Source organism: Enterobacter sp. N5-15, from assembly GCF_057221635.1.
Genome location: NZ_CM170150.1, coordinates 2,173,055 through 2,189,220, shown reverse-complemented (window position 1 = coordinate 2,189,220; position 16,166 = coordinate 2,173,055). Strand labels below are relative to the sequence as shown.

Genomic DNA, 16,166 nt, shown 5'->3' with positions numbered 1-16,166 from the left:
ATTCGCCGCCCCCTTTCGGGTGCGGCGGCGTGATTAGCGCACGACTAACACCGGGATCGTGGCGTAGCGCAGAATAGATTCCGCGTTTGAACCCAGCAGATGGGTAGAGATGCTCGGATTTTTCGACCCGATGACTATCGCATCATATTCCCCCTCCTTGCTCAGCTTGATAATTTCATCGCGGACGTTGCCAAAACGCACCATGCTGTGAATATTCTCAGGGGCAATATCGAACAGTCTTTTTAACTCGTTCATTTTCTTGCCGGATTCTGCGGTCATATACTCTTCAAACTTTTTAATATCGGCGTTGAACCCGCGCAGCAGAGACCGGCTGCTGGCTGGCAGAATGTTGACCAGGGTAATCGACGCGCCCTCTGCCTTCGCCAGGTTTGCCGCGTGGCGAACCGCTTTGTCGCTCAAATCCATTTCAAACACGTCTACAGGCATCAAAATGCTCTTATACATAAGCCTGACTCCTTATTCCGATGAAGGGTTATTTCCTGCACCCAGAATGACATCAGGAATATAAACCAACCCTCAACGCTTCCCTGTCGAAACTATCAGTTAATGAAAATAACGGTCTGCTTTGTAAATTACCGTCCTGAACCGTCAGCGCCCGACTAAATAAAGAAAAAAGTGTGAGTTTGATCAAAAACAAAAACATGTGGTGCGGACAGGCGTATTTATATGCCCCGTGAACGGCAAACCTGAAATAGCGCCGTAACGAACAGGTTAGAGAGGAGAATATACCATGATGACATACGACCGTAACCGCAATGCAATCACCACCGGCAGCCGCGTCATGATTAGCGGCACAGGCAAAACTGGCGTGATAAAAGCGATCCACAGCGACGGGCTGGATGCCGCGCAGGTGCGCCGCAGCAAAACGGTTGAAGTGGAAGGATGCGAAGGTAAGTTCGAGCCGATTGAGCTGATTCGCCTGGGGATGCACTAAGCTGTGAGCAGACATGCCGCCGCGCACGGCGGCATGTGCTGAATTACCGTAGGGACGCGTACTGCGCCACGGTTGCTTTCGCGCCCTGTTGCAGCAACGACCGGTACGCGGTCATCACCGCAGCAACGAAGCGCGGCTCCTGCGGTAACTCTTTACCAAAGATGGCCTCAATGCCGAGCAGCGCGTTAACCCGACTTTCCCCTTCCGCACTTCCCTTCACCGCCGCCTGAATCACCGCCAGCTGCGGATCGCTCACGTCAATGGCGTTACCCTGCTCATCCACGCCGCCGACATAACGCATCCACCCAGCCACACCCAGCGCCAGCAGTGGGAAAGGTTTCTGATGCACCAGGTGCCAGCGCACGGAGTCCAGCATACGCTGCGGGAGCTTCTGGCTGCCGTCCATCGCGATTTGCCATGTCCGATGGCGTAGGGCCGGGTTGCTGTAACGGGCAATCAGGAGATCGGCATAGCGGCCTAAATCAACGCCCTTCACTTTCAGCGTGGGTGCCTGCTCGTTAAGCATCAGCGCGTGCGCGGCGAGGCGGTAGTTTTCATCTTCCATACAGTCGTTGATATGCTGGTATCCGGCCAGGTAGCCCAGGTACGCCAGGAACGAGTGGCTGCCGTTGAGCATGCGCAGCTTCATCTCTTCAAACGGGATCACGTCTGACACCAGCTCGGCGCCGGCTTTTTCCCACTCGGGACGTCCTGCCACAAAGTTGTCTTCGATTACCCACTGGCGGAACGGTTCACAGGCTACAGCCGCCGGGTCACGCACGCCCGTCAGCTGCTCGATTTTATCCAGCGTATCGGGAGTGACCGCCGGCACGATGCGGTCCACCATGGTTGACGGGAAGGTAACGTTAGCCTCGATCCAGTCCGCCAGCTCACCGTCTACCGCCCGGGCGTACGCGCAGGTCACATTGCGCATCACGTGGCCGTTCTCCGGCATGTTGTCGCAGGACATCACGCTAAACGCAGGCAGACCCGCCGCTTTGCGACGCGCCAGCGCTTCCACCACCACGCCCGGCGCAGATTTCGGCTGGTGCGGGTTTTGCAGGTCGGCGAGGATAAACGGGTGATCGAGCATCAGTTGCCCCGTCGCCGGTGAGTGGCAGTACCCTTTCTCGGTGATGGTCAGCGAGACAATCGCCACCTGAGGTTCACACATCGCTGCCAGCACGGTCTCCAGCCCGTCAACCTGCGCATGGAGGGCCTTTTTGACCACGCCAACCACGCGGGATGTCCATGCATCGGCAGACATCTCCGCCACGGTATAAAGATTATCCTGCGCGTTCAGATCGGCAATCTGCTGCTCGCCGCCAATCAGGTTAACCTCACAGTAGCCCCAGTCGCTGCCGTGCTCGGCCGCGAGAATGTCGGCATACACCGCCTGATGCGCGCGGTGAAATGCGCCGAAGCCTAAATGTACAATGCGTGCTTTAAGGCTGTCGCGATCGTAATGAGGCAGCGTCGCGTTGGCCTGTAATAAGGTGTTTTCCATGATTAAGACTCGTTAATTAGAAAGCTGTGGATCGCTGCCGCTCCTTCTGAAGCGGCAGCGCCTGCTGACTACACCAACTAGAATGGCAGTTGGGGTAAAAAAAATAACTGCCATCAACCATACTGATACTGCCGTTTGAGATTTTGATTTATATTAACTTTTGCTCATGTGGTGTGACATAAACATAAAGTTGTGTGATAAGTCACGAAAGCTATAAACCATTAGCGTCGCGAAGAGATCGCGCCGTAACCCACACTTTCTTCTGGGGCGGATTCCGCTGCGTCTTGCGCGGCGCTCAAATCACGGTCGCGCACTTCCGGCATCAGGATCGCCGAGATCAGCCCAATCACGGAATACGCCACCAGCATGGCGACAATCGGCCACCAGGAGCCGGTCATATTGCAGAAGATCCCTGCCAGCACCGGACCAAAGCCCACCGCCACCAGACCGCCCGCCTCTTTCGAGATAGCCATACGGGTAAAGCGATTTCGCGAGCCAAACATCTCCGCCATGGTGATATTTTCCAGCGCAAACAGCCCCAGCACGGCGAAGTTATGGATAACGATGATAGAGAGCATGATTGTCCCCGGCGCATAGCTCTTATCGACGATGATCGACAGCATCGGGTACGCGAGAAGAATGGCGGAGATATTGAGGATAATGTACGGCAGACGGCGTCCCACTTTATCGGAAAGCCAGCCCAGCAGCGGAATGGAGATAAACCCGAGAATGGAGCTTATCATCAGCGCATCGGTAGGGATGGCTTTATCGAACAGCAGCGTCTGGACCAGATACCCGGCAAGGAACGTCTGGATCAGACCCGAGTTGCCCGCCTGACCAAACCGCAGGCCCGTCGCCAGCCAGAAGGATTTACTTTTCACCATTGAACCCAGCGATGTGTCCGGCTGCACGGTTTGTGCATCGTTCACTTTCTCAAACACCGGGCTCTCTTTCAGGTTCATACGCAGCCAGATGGCGAAGATCATCACCACGACGCTGGCGAGGAACGGCACGCGCCAGCCCCAGGCAATCAGCTCTTCACGATCGAGGGCAAAGAACATCACCGCCCAGATCGCCGTGGCGCTCAGCGTTCCGCAGTTAGTGCCCATCGCCACCAGCGAGGAGATGATGCCGCGTTTGCCTTTCGGCGCGTACTCCGCCAGCATGGTCCCGGCACCGGAAATCTCCGCCCCGGCCCCGAGCCCCTGAATAATGCGCAGCGTCACCAGCAGAACCGGGGCAAAAATCCCGATCTGGGCATAGGTTGGCAGGACGCCAATCAGCGTGGTGCAGATCCCCATCATGGTGATGGTGATAAACAACACCTTCTTACGACCAATGCTGTCGCCCATTCTGCCGAAGATAAAGGCGCCGACAATACGTGCTATGTAGCCTGCGCCGTAGGTCCCCATCGCGAGGATCAGCGCCATCGCGGCTGACTGTTCAGGGAAGAAGATCTCATGGAAGACCAGGGCGGCCCCCAGCGAGTAAAGCTGAAAGTCCATAAACTCCAGGGCGGTGCCCAGCCAGCCGGATACGGCGGCTTTCACCAGGTCGGAGGTGGTTCTTTGAGGTTGTGCTTGCGTCATAATGGCTATCTCTAAAAGGTAAGATGCGTACCACCAGAGCCTGTCTGCGCAGGCTCTTAACCGCGTAAATGATTATTGGCCGAACGTGAGCAAGACTTTGCAGCACTGCCGCTGGTCTTTCTCAAACAGTTCAATGGCGTCTGTTACATGGTGATAGTCAAAGGTATGGGTGATCAGTTTTTCCGGGTCGATCAGCCCCTTCTTCAGCCAGTCGATGACGACCGGGAATTTATTGGCATTAAGGCGCGAGGAGAAGATCGCCAGCTCTTTGCCCGTGATGCCCTGCTGAACAATCTGGCTCGGCTCGCTGGAGAAGCCCATCAGCACGATGCGCGCCGCCGGAGAGGCCAGGGTTATCGCTTCCTGCAAAATCGCCGGATGACAGGCGGCATCAATGATTAACGTCGGTTTGATGCCCTTTTCGTCCAGCGCGGCCTGCAACGAGTGCTCGCCGTTATTCAACACCCAGTCCGCGCCGCTGCGCTGGGCCATTTTCAGGCGTTCATCAATGCGGTCAACCACGACAACCTGCTTCACCTTATAGACGCCTTTCAGCGCCTGCACGGTGACCAGCCCCATCGGGCCAGCGCCGTAAATCAGCGCAACGTCCTGCTCGGTAGGGTTGGCCTGACCCGTCACGTTGGCGGCGATGGTGAAGGGCTCCACCATGACGGCGTGTTTATCCGGAATGTCATCCGGGATAGGCCAGGCATTTTTAGCGGGCACTGCCGCATATTCGCTGAAGCCCCCGTCGCGGTGTACGCCCAGCACCACCAGCGAGGTGCAGACGTTCGGTTTTCCGACGGAACACGGGTAGCAGTGTCCACAGCTGATCACCGGATCAACCGAGACGCGCTGGCCCAGACGGGCGCTGTCTACGCCCTCGCCCACGGCGTCAATCACGCCAAAGAACTCGTGACCGATCGTGCGTGGATACTTCGCAAACGGATTATGGCCGCGATAGATGTGGCTGTCCGAACCGCAGATCCCCGCCAGCGTGATTTTGACGCGGACTTCGCCTGCGCCTGGCTCCGGGCGTGGCCGCTCTTCAATCACCAGTTCGTTCGGCTGTTGAATCACTACGCTTTTCATCGTTCGCTCCTCGTTTACCAGTTCCACAGCGTGCCGTCTTCAAGACGGGCCACCGGCAGATAGGCCGGATCGTAGGGGTATTTCGCCGCCAGTTTTTCATCAAACTCGATGCCGAGCCCCGGCTTGTCGCCCGGATGCATATAGCCGTTATCAAAGCGCCAGCTGTGCGGGAAGACTTCCAGCATCTGTTCGGAATAGCCCATATATTCCTGGACGCCAAAGTTTGGCACCCACAGGTCGAAATGCAGCGCGGCGGCGTGGCAGACGGGCGAGAGATCTGACGGGCCGTGCGAGCCGGTGCGCACCTGGTAGAGCGAGGCAAAGTCCGCGATGCGACGCATCCCGGTGATCCCGCCCGCGTGGGTAATGGTGGTGCGAATGTAGTCGATGAGCTGCTCTTCGATGAGCTGCTTGCAGTCCCAGATGCTGTTAAACACTTCCCCCACCGCAATAGGCGTGACGGTATGCTGGCGGATCAGGCGGAAGCAGGCCTGGTTTTCCGCAGGCGTTGGGTCTTCCATCCAGAACATGCGGAATTCTTCGATGCTCTTGCCGAAGCGCGCCGCTTCGATTGGCGTCAGGCGGTGGTGCATGTCGTGCAGGAGATGTTCATTAAAGCCGAATTTACTGCGCACCGCGTCGAACAGCTTCGGGGTGAAATCGAGGTATTTTTCGGTGGACCACAGCTGCTCTTCCGGCCAGTCGCCTTTGGTCGCAGGCTCGTAGGCCAGCCCCTTCCCTTTGGCCATGCCGTAGGTGGTTTTCATGCCCGGCACGCCGCACTGGACGCGGATCGCCTTAAAGCCCATCTCTTTATGACGGGCGTAGTCCTCCAGCACGTCGTCAATCGTGTGTCCGGTGGTGTGGCAATAGACCATCACCCCTTCACGGGATGCGCCGCCCAGCAGCTGGTAGAGCGGCATGTTGGCCGCTTTGGCTTTGATGTCCCACAGCGCCATGTCCACGGCGGAGATGGCCGACATGGTGACCGGGCCGCGACGCCAGTAGGCGCCCTTATAGAAAAACTGCCAGATGTCTTCGATGCGGTGCGCATCGCGGCCAATCAGCTGGGGGCAAAGGTGATCCTTGAGGTACGAGGCAACGGAGAGCTCGCGTCCGTTCAGCGTAGCGTCACCGAGGCCAACAATCCCCTCATCGGTGGTGATTTTAAGGGTGACAAAGTTCCGCCCCGGGCAGGTAACAAACACGTCAGCCGCGACAATCTTCATAGTTCCTTTCCTTACATCGTTCGTTGTGATGCTGGAAATTTACCCACCAACCCTACTACCATACAAGTATAATGATCATAAAATCAGCTAGCGATCACAAAACCCGGGGGCTCAGGCGCGCCCCCATCCCGCCACAATGATCAGCATACCGCACAGGGCAACCAGCGCGCCGGCCCAGTCGTACGCGCTAAGTTTGACGCCGTCCACCACGCGTAACCACAGCAGCGCGGTACAGACATAGACACCACCGTATGCGGCGTAGACGCGGCCGCTGGCAGCCGGATGCAGCGTTAACAGCCAGACAAACAGGGCCAGCGCGACGCTTGCCGGGATGAGCAGCAATACGGATCCTCCCTTCTTCAGCCAGAGCCACGGCAGGAAGCAGCCGATGATTTCGCATAGCGCGGTAGCAAAAAAAAGCAGCGTCGTTTTGAGCATAGTTAACGTCAGGTGAGGATCTATTTAGACATCATACCCGATAATGTCCTTTACTTTTCCATACTTGCTTCGCGGGTATGCCGTCATTTCTCTTTGGTGTAGAATCTGTTCGGGGTAACTTGATTATCTGCACCCATTTAATAAGGAAACGCTATGACCACATTAAGCAAACGCCTTTGTCTGACAGCCCTGCTGGCGCTGTCATCGTTCGCCTTTGCCGCCTCTGCGACAGCGGAAACCAGCAAGCTCATTATTGAGTCTGGTGACAGCGCGCAAAGCCGCCAGAACGCCGCCATGGACAAAGAACAATGGAATGACACCCGCAGCCTTCGTCACAAAGTCAACAAACGTGCTGAAAAAGAGTGGGACAAAGAAGATGTCGCTTTTGACGCGCGCGATAAGTGTCAGCAAAGTGCAAACGTCAATGCCTACTGGGAGCCAAACACCCTGCGCTGCCTGGATCGCCGCACTGGCCGCACGGTAGCCCCGTAATGTCGGCGCCCTGCGACATTAAACTCCGTCCGCTGGAGCGTGAAGACCTGCGCTTCGTCCACCAGCTCGACAACAATGCCAGCGTGATGCGCTACTGGTTCGAAGAGCCTTACGAGGCCTTTGTTGAGTTATCGGATCTCTACGATAAGCACATTCACGATCAGAGTGAACGTCGTTTTGTGGTGGAGTGTGAAGGCGAAAAAGCCGGTCTTGTGGAGCTGGTTGAAATCAACCATGTTCACCGTCGGGCGGAGTTTCAGATCATTATTTCCCCGGAGCATCAGGGAAAAGGCCTTGCCTCACGGGCAGCGAAGCTGGCAATGGATTACGGGTTCAACGTTCTGAATCTCTACAAGCTCTATCTGATTGTGGACAAAGAGAACGAGAAAGCGATCCATATCTACCGCAAGCTGGGCTTTATGGTGGAAGGCGAGCTGGTTCACGAATTCTTTATCAACGGTGAATACCGCAATACCATTCGCATGTGCATCTTCCAGCATCAGCATCTGGCCGGGCACAAGCCGTCAGGCACCAGCCTGCTGAAACCGACCGCGCAGTAACCTGCGCGGTTTTATTCTCAGTAGTATTCAATCGTGTTTTTGATGGTGTACTTGTGCTCAACGGCAGGTTTCACGCTGTCGTCGGTGATCGTAAGATCGCAGCTCACCGGATTATTGTGTCGATCGTAATCGCAGCTCTGCTTCACGTTGCCCATCGGCTTATCATTGAGCATGCTCACCGCCGAGTAATCCATCCTTTTGCGAACATCTTTAGACGGCGTCGACTGGACGGACAGGTGCTGATCCCCGGAGACGGTGGTTTTGCCCAGCGGGTAGCCATCCGCATCGTAGCGATACTTCACTTCCATCTCTTTGCCGTGCGCCGCCACCACAAAACCGTTGTCGTCGGTATCCCACGTCACCCCGGCTGACGGCAGTTCGGCCAGCTGGCATTTCCCCTGCAGCTTCACTTTGCGCTGCTGGGTTTCCGCATCAAGGTAGTAATTGGCATCCAGCACCAGCGCCACGCCGGTGTTGGCCTCCAGGTCGTGCAGCTCCAGCGTATCGAAACACCCTTCCGCCGACACGGTGCCGGTGACCCGTTTGGACACTTCGCCCTTCTCGTTGAACAGCGTCTGGGTAAAGTCTTTGACCGGGCCGCGCAGAGGATCAAAATCAAACTCGTTTGAAAAACTCGCCATCTCGGGCGTAAACGACAGCGGCGCGGAGCTGTTGTCGCACCCCACCAGTGTTGCTGCCAGTAGCGTTATCGCTGCGTATTTCTTCACATTTATTACCGTAAAGGGAGATTATTCCCAATCATATTAGCAAATACAGTTGTTTACACGAAGCCTGCTAAAATTAATCTCTACACAGAGAAAAGGAGCAAGAGATGAAACGGTTACCCTGGATTACCGCCCTGCTGTTAATGACTGCCTCAACGGCCGCGCTGGCGGCACCGGATTCCTGCGAACGCGTGAAAAGCGACATTCAGCAGAAGATTATCAACAACGGCGTACCTGAGTCAGGTTTTACGCTGAGCATTGTGCCGAACGACCAGGCCGACCAGGCGGGCACGCAGGTAGTGGGCCACTGCGCCAACGACACGTTTAAAATTTTGTACACCCGTACAGGCAGCGGGGCTGCTGAAGCTCAGTAATTTACCCTCAATCCCTTTTGATTTGATGAGGATTAAGATCTAATACCTCCAAATAAGTAACACTCACCCCATCATTAGCCCGGTTATCATTTCGGGAAAAATAATACGCAATTATAATGATGGGGTGAGCCATGTCCGATACTGAACATTACGGCGGAATTAGCCGTCGAACTCTCGTGAAATCTACGGCTATAGGTTCTCTGGCGCTTGCCGCTGGCGGGATCTCGCTTCCTTTTGGTTTAAAAAGCGCCGCCGCCGCGGTGAAGGATGACGTTCAGCCTGCTGAAGATAAAGTGGTGTGGGGCGCCTGCTCGGTCAACTGCGGCAGCCGCTGCGCGCTGCGTCTGCACGTCCGCGACGACGAAGTGTACTGGGTCGAAACGGATAACACCGGCGAGGATATTTACGGTAACCATCAGGTGCGCGCCTGCCTGCGCGGACGTTCAATTCGCCGTCGGATCAATCACCCCGACCGTCTGAACTACCCGATGAAACGCATGGGCAAGCGCGGTGAGGGCAAGTTTGAGCGCATCACTTGGGATGAAGCGCTGAACGCTATCACCGCCAGCCTGAAAGATGTGGTCGACAAATACGGCAACGAAGCGGTGTATATTAACTACTCCTCCGGCATTGTCGGCGGCAATATCACCCGCTCCTCCCCTTACGCTTCGCTGGTGGCGCGCCTGATGAACTGCTACGGTGGTTTCCTGAGCCACTACGGCACCTACAGCACGGCGCAAATCGCCTGCGCGATGCCTTACACCTACGGTAGCAACGACGGGAACAGCACCTCGGATATTGAAAACACCAAACTGGTGGTGATGTTCGGCAATAATCCGGCGGAAACGCGCATGAGCGGCGGTGGGATTACGTATTATCTGGAGCAGGCTCGCGAGCGGTCCAACGCGCGAATGATCGTTATCGACCCGCGCTATACCGATACGGCAGCCGGACGCGAAGATGAGTGGATCCCGATCCGTCCGGGTACCGATGCCGCACTGGTGGCGGGTATTGCCTGGGTATTAATCGACGAAAACCTGGTCGACCAGCCGTTTCTTGATAAATACTGCGTTGGCTACGACGAAAAAACGCTGCCGGAAGGCGCGCCCGCTAACGCGCACTACAAAGCGTACATTCTCGGCCAGGGCGATGACCACACGGAGAAAACGCCGGAGTGGGCCTCACGCATCACCGGCATTCCGGCGGATCGTATCGTCAAGCTTGCCCGCGAAATCGGCTCCGCAAAACCAGCCTACATCTGCCAGGGCTGGGGACCGCAGCGCCAGGCAAACGGCGAGCTGACGTCCCGCGCCATCGCCATGCTGCCTATTCTGACCGGAAACGTGGGGATCAACGGCGGTAACAGCGGCGCGCGTGAATCAACGTATACCATCACCATCGAGCGTATGCCGCTGCCGGATAACCCGGTCAAAACGCAAATCTCCTGCTTCAGCTGGACGGACGCCATTGCCCGCGGGCCGGAGATGACCGCCCTGCGCGACGGCGTGCGTGGGAAAGATAAGCTGGACGTGCCGATTAAGTTCATCTGGAACTATGCGGGTAATACCATCATCAACCAGCACTCCGATATCAATAAAACCCACGATATCCTGCAGGATGAAAGCAAGTGCGAAATGATTGTCGTCATCGACAACTTCATGACCTCGTCAGCGAAGTACGCCGATATCGTGCTGCCGGACCTGATGACCGTCGAGCAGGAAGACATCATTCCTAACGATTATGCGGGCAACATGGGCTACCTGATTTTCCTCCAGCCCGTGACCGCGCCGAAGTTCGAGCGTAAGCCTATCTACTGGATCATGAGCGAAGTGGCGAAACGCCTCGGGCCGGATATCCATCAGAAATTCACCGAAGGACGCACGCAGGAACAGTGGCTCCAGTTCCTGTATGCCAAAATGCTCGAAAAAGACCCTATGCTGCCGTCCTATGACGAGCTGAAAAAAATGGGCATTTATAAGCGCAAAGATCCTAACGGACACTTTGTGGCCTATAAAAAATTCCGCGAGAACCCGGAAGCCAATCCGCTGAAAACGCCATCGGGCAAGATTGAAATTTACTCCAGCAAGCTAGCGGAGATTGCGGCCACCTGGGAGCTGGCAAAAGATGAGACCATCAGCCCTCTGCCCGTCTACGCATCGACCTTTGACGGCTGGGATGCGCCCGAGCGCGCGCAGTTCCCGCTGCAGCTGTTCGGCTTCCACTTCAAAGCCCGTACCCACTCGAGCTACGGTAACGTCGACGTGCTGAAAGCGGCCTGCCGTCAGGAGGTCTGGCTTAATCCTGTCGATGCCGAAAAACGCGGCATTAAGAACGGCGATACGGTGCGCGTCTTTAATAGCCGCGGCGAGGTGCGAATTGAAGCGAAAGTGACGCCACGCATCATGCCCGGCGTGAGCGCCATGGGCCAGGGTGCCTGGCACGATGCCAATATGAGTGGCGATCGTATCGACCACGGCTCATGCATCAACACGCTGACGACCCATCGACCTTCTCCGCTGGCAAAAGGCAACCCGCAGCATACCAATCTGGTGCAGATTGAGAAGGTATAGAGAGTGAAACGCGAGACCCTGGTTTATTCTATGGTCAGTATTATCGGTTAACACAGTCGCGCGGACGTCATCCGCGCGAGCAAGGAAGGTTTAATGAAAGACGTCTCACATCGTGAATCGTTCGCGTTCAGCGCCCGGGTGCTGGGCGCGCTGTTTTACTTCGCTCCCGACAGCGAGCAGGCCGCGCCGCTGGTGAAAGCGCTCACCGCTGGCGAATGGGTTCAGGACTGGCCCCTGCCTTCGGAAACGCTGCTGCCCATTGCCGATACGTTTGCCTCATCTTCCGAAGAGCCGCTGACGGACGCCTGGCAACGGCTGTTTATTGGCCCTTACGCCCTGCCCGCCCCGCCGTGGGGATCCGTCTGGCTTGACCGCGAATCCGTGCTGTTTGGCGACTCGACCCTCGCGCTGCGCCAGTGGATGCGGGAGAACAATATCACTTTTGAGATGCAGCAGAACGAGCCGGAAGATCACTTTGGTACGCTGCTGCTGCTGGCAGCATGGCTGGCCGAGAATGGCCGCGAAGCGGAGTGCGCTCAGCTCCTGGCGTGGCACCTGCTGCCGTGGAGCACCCGTTTCCTGTCGGTGTTTGTCGACAACGCAGGGCATCCGTTTTATACCGCGCTGGGCAGGCTTGCGCAGCTGACGCTCGCGGACTGGCGATCCGGGCTGCTTATTCCGATTGCGGAAAAGACGCTGTATCGCTAAGGCGGGAGGCTTGCTCGCGAGTGGCGGGCAAGCCTTTAACTTCTTATGCCTCTCCACCTGATTCACTCGCACTCTCTTTACTCTGAATGAACCGAAGTGCGAGATAGAGGTCTGGCGCCAGAATCATGTCATCCTCATTCATCGTTGGCCGACTCTCTTTAAACCAGCGCGTTAATTCCGTTTTCCTGCCCGCAAGGATTAATTTAATCTGTCGCCCCTTCAGGTCACGCTTTAACTCATTAATGGTTGCCAGAACGCTGATGTCTGAATAGGTGAAGCAAGCAACGGCATCAATGACCACCCATTTAGGTTGTAATGCCGCACCATCAACCAGGTTCAATACCCGACGTTTAAAATAAGCCACATTAAAATAGGTCAACGGTGAGTTAAATCGATACATCAGCACGCCCGGGACCATTTTAATATCGGTTGTATTGCCTAATGAGTGAATCATTCCATCTTCGTCAGTGCCCAGCAAGTGCTCAGAGGGACGAAACACTGTACGAAGGAACTGTAGTAGCCCAAGCAGCACCGCAAGGCCAATCCCCTGGATAACGCCGATAATTAACACACAGCCAAACGTGAAGAAGGCCAGGCGAAATGCCTGTTTATTTCTGCGCCTCAGATTCCATAGCCCGCGTAAATCAATTAATGACCACGAGGCATACATTAGAACAATACCTAATGCAGATACCGGAATAAATTGTAATGGCTGAGTGAAAAACACCACGACGATACCGATGAGTAAGGCCGCAACGATGGAAACCAGCTGACTTTTCCCACCCACTGAATCATTAACCGCGGTCCGGGAATCGGCTCCACTGATAGCAAACCCCTGAGATAACCCAGACATAATGTTCGCAATACCCAGCGCTCTGAACTCTGCATCAGCATTGATTTCATAGCCATTTTTAGCGGCAAAACTGCGGGCGGTCAGCATCAGGCTGACAAAACTGACTAAGGCCAGGTTCAGCGCCGGGATCACTAAATCACGCATCGGACCGGGCTGGAACGCTCCCCAGTTAACGACGGGTAAACCCGGCTGGAAGCCATCCCCCCCAATCGTGGCGATACCATACTGTTGCGCAGATGTTCCCCACACCAGAACCGTTGTCAGCACAATGGCAATCAACGGTGCTGGCCAGTGGCTGCGATACGTTTTGATAACGATTAAAATAATTAACGTTATAAGTGATATCCCTATCGTTAATAAATGGCTGTCTGAAAGTCGGCCTGGCAAGGCCATTATTTTCTCAATAACCTGCGCTTCATCTAGCTTGATGCCAAAAACCTTGCCTAATTGCCCGACAATAATCGTCACGGCTACGCCATTAAGCAAACCCGTAAGAATGGGATGAGAAAGCAGATCGGCAAGTGCGCCCAGGCGAAATTTACTGGCAAGCAGGCACCATCCGCCCATCATCAACGTCATGATGATTGTTAGTTGCCAGTGCAGTTCGGGATTACCTGCAGAAAGAGGAAACACGACGGCCGCAATCACCGCGCAGGTCGTAGCATCAGGGCCAACAATAAGCTGACGTGAAGAACCAAACAGCGCATACGCTATCATCGGTAAAACGCAGGAATACAGCCCCACTATTGCCCCAACACCTGCCAGCTCAGCATACGCAATAGCAACGGGTAGCGCGACAGCCGCAACGGATAACCCGGCTTTAACATCCTGTTTTAGCCAGCTTTTGTCGTAGGCTAACAAATTTTGTAAACCTGGCATGTAGTTTAATAAAACTTTTCCGAACACGTTATTCTCCGGATATAAATATTACCCGCGTTATGTTGGCACACTTCTCAGTGAGGTTCTGGCTTTCAAATGCTCCGGATTAAGACCGCCACTGTTCAGAATTTAATAACAGTTCAACTATTTATTATTCTGACTGGTGTTAAACATAGTTCAAAAACGACCGCTTAGCAGGAGTGGGCCCTTTCACATGCTGCAGTGCTACACACTGGTGAGAGATCGGTTACCAGCAGACAGGCAGCCGAGGATCTGACAGGTTTGTGGTTCGGTGTTAGATGCAAGTCAAAACTGTTCATCATTTGTACTTCCTTGTATGCAAGAGATTAAAAATCAAAGCTTTTTGCAAACAGGACAAAGACTACGATGACTTGAAAAAAAATGTCTCCCTAAGGTACAGCTAAGTTAGCCACGTTAGTGTGAAATAATCACACTATGGCAAAGGGCGCCAAAATGATAACCAACCCAAAGAATACCTGGCTCAATAAAGTCCCAGAAGTTACGCTTTTCTTCTGGCTTATCAAAATGATGTCTACAACTGTTGGCGAAACAGCTGCCGATTTTCTGAATATGGATCTCGGCTGGGGACTGACTTACACCACACTGCTAACCTTCGTGTTATTTATCATTTCACTGGTAACCCAACTGCGCACCACCCGCTATATCCCGTCTATTTACTGGACGACAGTGCTACTAATAAGTGTATTCGGTACGCTGGTAACCGATAATTTGACCGACCATTTTGCCGTACCTCTTTCTTTGTCCTCAGGCGTGTTTGGTGCACTGTTGATTCTGACCTTTGTGCTCTGGTATAACGAAGAACACACGCTCTCTATCCATAGTATTACAACCCGTAAGCGCGAGATTTTTTACTGGGTGGCCATCCTCTTTACCTTTTCGTTGGGAACCGCAGCTGGCGACTGGCTATCGGAGGGCTTAGATCTTGGTTACATGAATGCCGCAGCGCTATTCGGTGCCGGTATAGGATTAACAGCAATTGCTTTTTATCGCTTTAGAGCAAACAGCATCACGTGCTTCTGGGTCGCCTATATTCTTACACGCCCATTCGGGGCTTCCTGTGGTGATTTACTTTCTCAATCGGAAGAGAATGGAGGTTTTGGATTGGGCACAACCGGCACCAGCGTTATCTTTTTATTGATCATTATAAGCTTGATCGGCTACCTGACCTTTCGTCACAAGATGGATGCGCTGGAAAAATAATCGTAGATTCCCCGGATTAAGCATCCGGGGTTTATGATTCTTTTAGCTCTTGAACGGGTTGCAGCTAATTTTCTCCCTACGTCTCTACTGCCGGAGCGCTAGCGATGAAGTTATTACTAATACTACAAATGGTGTTAGCACTGTTTGTTCTCTTTATTAATCCGGACCTTTGCTATGACATTGTGCATTATTTAAAACAAATAGTGGCTTAACTCTTTCATTTGAAATGTGCCCCAGAAGCGCCGAATTTCACTGCTACGTTTTGAAAACGCTCAAAACCCTAAAATTTAATAGGGAAAGTGACTATTCTTCGTCCGTGAACGTATCGGCTTCAGGAGAATAATGCTGGAAAACGCATGCCAGCTTATGCCCGTCAGGATCGCGCAGATAGGCAACATAAAAATCGGGGCCGTACGCGGTTCGTGTCCCTGGCGCGCCTTCATTCTTTCCTCCCGCAAGTAGGCCTGCGGCATGGAACCGTCTGACAAGGTCCGCGCTATCTGCACGGAATGCGAACATGGTTCCGTTTCCCGCCGTTGCGGGATGCCCGTCAAAAGGAGGGCAAATACAGAAGCTGAAGCCCTCATCCGGATTATTTTCATCTCCCCACATTGCCCAGTCCTCGGTCCAGGCAGGCAAACGTGAATAGCCAAGCACGCTAAAAATAGCGTCATAAAACGCCACGGCGCGCTGAAGGTCATTTGTACCTATAGTGATATAAGTCAGCATCTTGTCACATCCTCTTTGCCGTTTATCTGAAAAGCGATTATACCTCAGAGGCTATGATTCAAGGGGCCATAAAAAGGCTGCTTTTGACCATTGCAGAACCTGTTCTGTAAGGTCATCTCCCCCCCAACCCGTGACGTGAAGACCTCAAGTTTCCGTATGTATGCTAAAATTTATCCAGCTGAAGACCGAAGAACAGTCCTTATATTTTCAGTACGTTAGCCAAA

General features: G+C 54.2%; 16 protein-coding genes. 7 read left to right on the top strand and 9 right to left on the bottom strand.

What is annotated here, in order from left to right:
• Positions 1-33: 33 nt before the first annotated feature.
• On the bottom strand, positions 34-465 hold the full coding sequence (locus tag AC2TE5_RS10460) for a universal stress protein (RefSeq protein WP_023335546.1): 432 nt from the start codon (positions 463-465) through the stop codon (positions 34-36).
• 286 nt (positions 466-751) lie between these two features.
• Between AC2TE5_RS10460 and ydfZ the strand changes: the two genes are divergently transcribed.
• Complete coding sequence (ydfZ, locus tag AC2TE5_RS10455) at positions 752-955, top strand: putative selenium delivery protein YdfZ (protein WP_014883679.1); 204 nt, start codon at positions 752-754, stop codon at positions 953-955.
• Positions 956-998: 43 nt separating this feature from the next.
• On the opposite strand, the gene AC2TE5_RS10450 is transcribed toward ydfZ, so the two are convergent.
• The 5 genes from AC2TE5_RS10450 to AC2TE5_RS10430 form a co-directional block, all read right to left on the bottom strand.
• A complete protein-coding gene (locus AC2TE5_RS10450) occupies positions 999-2,462 on the bottom strand; it encodes a mannitol dehydrogenase family protein (RefSeq protein ID WP_484613187.1) in 1,464 nt (487 codons plus the stop codon).
• A gap of 221 nt (positions 2,463-2,683) precedes the next feature.
• Positions 2,684-4,051 (bottom strand): MFS transporter, encoded by a 1,368-nt coding sequence (locus AC2TE5_RS10445; RefSeq protein WP_339277512.1) that lies wholly within the window; start codon positions 4,049-4,051, stop codon positions 2,684-2,686.
• Between the two features lie 72 nt (positions 4,052-4,123).
• Entirely contained in the window at positions 4,124-5,143 is a 1,020-nt protein-coding gene (locus tag AC2TE5_RS10440; protein ID WP_484613186.1) for a Zn-dependent oxidoreductase, read from the bottom strand.
• Positions 5,144-5,157: 14 nt separating this feature from the next.
• Complete coding sequence (gene manD, locus AC2TE5_RS10435; RefSeq protein ID WP_063145672.1) at positions 5,158-6,372, bottom strand: D-mannonate dehydratase ManD; 1,215 nt, start codon at positions 6,370-6,372, stop codon at positions 5,158-5,160.
• Between the two features lie 111 nt (positions 6,373-6,483).
• Positions 6,484-6,810 (bottom strand): YnfA family protein, encoded by a 327-nt coding sequence (locus AC2TE5_RS10430; RefSeq protein WP_032657499.1) that lies wholly within the window; start codon positions 6,808-6,810, stop codon positions 6,484-6,486.
• 153 nt (positions 6,811-6,963) lie between these two features.
• Between AC2TE5_RS10430 and AC2TE5_RS10425 the strand changes: the two genes are divergently transcribed.
• Both AC2TE5_RS10425 and speG read left to right on the top strand, forming a co-directional pair.
• Positions 6,964-7,302: a DUF1283 family protein gene (locus AC2TE5_RS10425; RefSeq protein ID WP_023311550.1), complete on the top strand. Its 339-nt coding sequence runs from the start codon at positions 6,964-6,966 to the stop codon at positions 7,300-7,302.
• Positions 7,302-7,862, top strand: coding sequence for a spermidine N1-acetyltransferase (gene speG, locus AC2TE5_RS10420; protein WP_484613185.1), 561 nt, complete (start codon positions 7,302-7,304; stop codon positions 7,860-7,862). The genes AC2TE5_RS10425 and speG overlap by 1 nt, the downstream gene beginning before the upstream one ends.
• 17 nt (positions 7,863-7,879) lie before the next feature.
• On the opposite strand, the gene AC2TE5_RS10415 is transcribed toward speG, so the two are convergent.
• Entirely contained in the window at positions 7,880-8,590 is a 711-nt protein-coding gene (locus tag AC2TE5_RS10415; RefSeq protein ID WP_213329456.1) for a YnfC family lipoprotein, read from the bottom strand.
• A 104-nt stretch (positions 8,591-8,694) separates the two neighbouring features.
• Here AC2TE5_RS10415 and AC2TE5_RS10410 point away from each other — a divergent pair, with 104 nt between their 5' ends.
• The 3 genes from AC2TE5_RS10410 (at position 8,695) to dmsD (ending at position 12,239) form a co-directional block, all read left to right on the top strand.
• Positions 8,695-8,961: a DUF1161 domain-containing protein gene (locus AC2TE5_RS10410; protein ID WP_193939747.1), complete on the top strand. Its 267-nt coding sequence runs from the start codon at positions 8,695-8,697 to the stop codon at positions 8,959-8,961.
• Positions 8,962-9,092: 131 nt separating this feature from the next.
• Positions 9,093-11,531 (top strand): selenate/tellurate reductase subunit YnfE, encoded by a 2,439-nt coding sequence (ynfE, locus tag AC2TE5_RS10405; protein WP_484613184.1) that lies wholly within the window; start codon positions 9,093-9,095, stop codon positions 11,529-11,531.
• 93 nt (positions 11,532-11,624) lie between these two features.
• Positions 11,625-12,239 carry a Tat proofreading chaperone DmsD gene (gene dmsD, locus AC2TE5_RS10400; protein ID WP_484613183.1) on the top strand — a complete coding sequence of 205 codons (615 nt, stop codon included), beginning with the start codon at positions 11,625-11,627 and terminating at the stop codon, positions 12,237-12,239.
• 43 nt (positions 12,240-12,282) lie between these two features.
• Here dmsD and AC2TE5_RS10395 read toward each other — a convergent pair whose 3' ends face one another.
• A complete protein-coding gene (locus tag AC2TE5_RS10395) occupies positions 12,283-13,998 on the bottom strand; it encodes a SulP family inorganic anion transporter (protein WP_484613182.1) in 1,716 nt (571 codons plus the stop codon).
• A 447-nt stretch (positions 13,999-14,445) separates the two neighbouring features.
• Between AC2TE5_RS10395 and AC2TE5_RS10390 the strand changes: the two genes are divergently transcribed.
• The gene (locus AC2TE5_RS10390) at positions 14,446-15,213 is read left to right on the top strand and encodes a COG4705 family protein (RefSeq protein WP_484613181.1); all 768 of its coding nucleotides are present in this window, start codon (positions 14,446-14,448) and stop codon (positions 15,211-15,213) included.
• Positions 15,214-15,516: 303 nt separating this feature from the next.
• Here AC2TE5_RS10390 and AC2TE5_RS10385 read toward each other — a convergent pair whose 3' ends face one another.
• Positions 15,517-15,942 carry a VOC family protein gene (locus AC2TE5_RS10385; protein ID WP_484613180.1) on the bottom strand — a complete coding sequence of 142 codons (426 nt, stop codon included), beginning with the start codon at positions 15,940-15,942 and terminating at the stop codon, positions 15,517-15,519.
• Positions 15,943-16,166 lie beyond the last annotated feature (224 nt).

What these genes read in the sequence shown, in the direction of transcription:
- AC2TE5_RS10430 (WP_032657499.1), bottom strand. Translation starts at nt 6,810, where the DNA reads ATGCTCAAAACGACGCTGCTTTTTTTTGCTACCGCGCTATGCGAAATC.
- AC2TE5_RS10390 (WP_484613181.1), top strand. Translation starts at nt 14,446, where the DNA reads ATGATAACCAACCCAAAGAATACCTGGCTCAATAAAGTCCCAGAAGTT.
- AC2TE5_RS10450 (WP_484613187.1), bottom strand. Translation starts at nt 2,462, where the DNA reads ATGGAAAACACCTTATTACAGGCCAACGCGACGCTGCCTCATTACGAT.
- manD (WP_063145672.1), bottom strand. Translation starts at nt 6,372, where the DNA reads ATGAAGATTGTCGCGGCTGACGTGTTTGTTACCTGCCCGGGGCGGAAC.
- AC2TE5_RS10440 (WP_484613186.1), bottom strand. Translation starts at nt 5,143, where the DNA reads ATGAAAAGCGTAGTGATTCAACAGCCGAACGAACTGGTGATTGAAGAG.
- speG (WP_484613185.1), top strand. Translation starts at nt 7,302, where the DNA reads ATGTCGGCGCCCTGCGACATTAAACTCCGTCCGCTGGAGCGTGAAGAC.
- AC2TE5_RS10385 (WP_484613180.1), bottom strand. Translation starts at nt 15,942, where the DNA reads ATGCTGACTTATATCACTATAGGTACAAATGACCTTCAGCGCGCCGTG.
- AC2TE5_RS10445 (WP_339277512.1), bottom strand. Translation starts at nt 4,051, where the DNA reads ATGACGCAAGCACAACCTCAAAGAACCACCTCCGACCTGGTGAAAGCC.
- AC2TE5_RS10460 (WP_023335546.1), bottom strand. Translation starts at nt 465, where the DNA reads ATGTATAAGAGCATTTTGATGCCTGTAGACGTGTTTGAAATGGATTTG.
- ynfE (WP_484613184.1), top strand. Translation starts at nt 9,093, where the DNA reads ATGTCCGATACTGAACATTACGGCGGAATTAGCCGTCGAACTCTCGTG.
- AC2TE5_RS10425 (WP_023311550.1), top strand. Translation starts at nt 6,964, where the DNA reads ATGACCACATTAAGCAAACGCCTTTGTCTGACAGCCCTGCTGGCGCTG.
- dmsD (WP_484613183.1), top strand. Translation starts at nt 11,625, where the DNA reads ATGAAAGACGTCTCACATCGTGAATCGTTCGCGTTCAGCGCCCGGGTG.
- AC2TE5_RS10410 (WP_193939747.1), top strand. Translation starts at nt 8,695, where the DNA reads ATGAAACGGTTACCCTGGATTACCGCCCTGCTGTTAATGACTGCCTCA.
- ydfZ (WP_014883679.1), top strand. Translation starts at nt 752, where the DNA reads ATGATGACATACGACCGTAACCGCAATGCAATCACCACCGGCAGCCGC.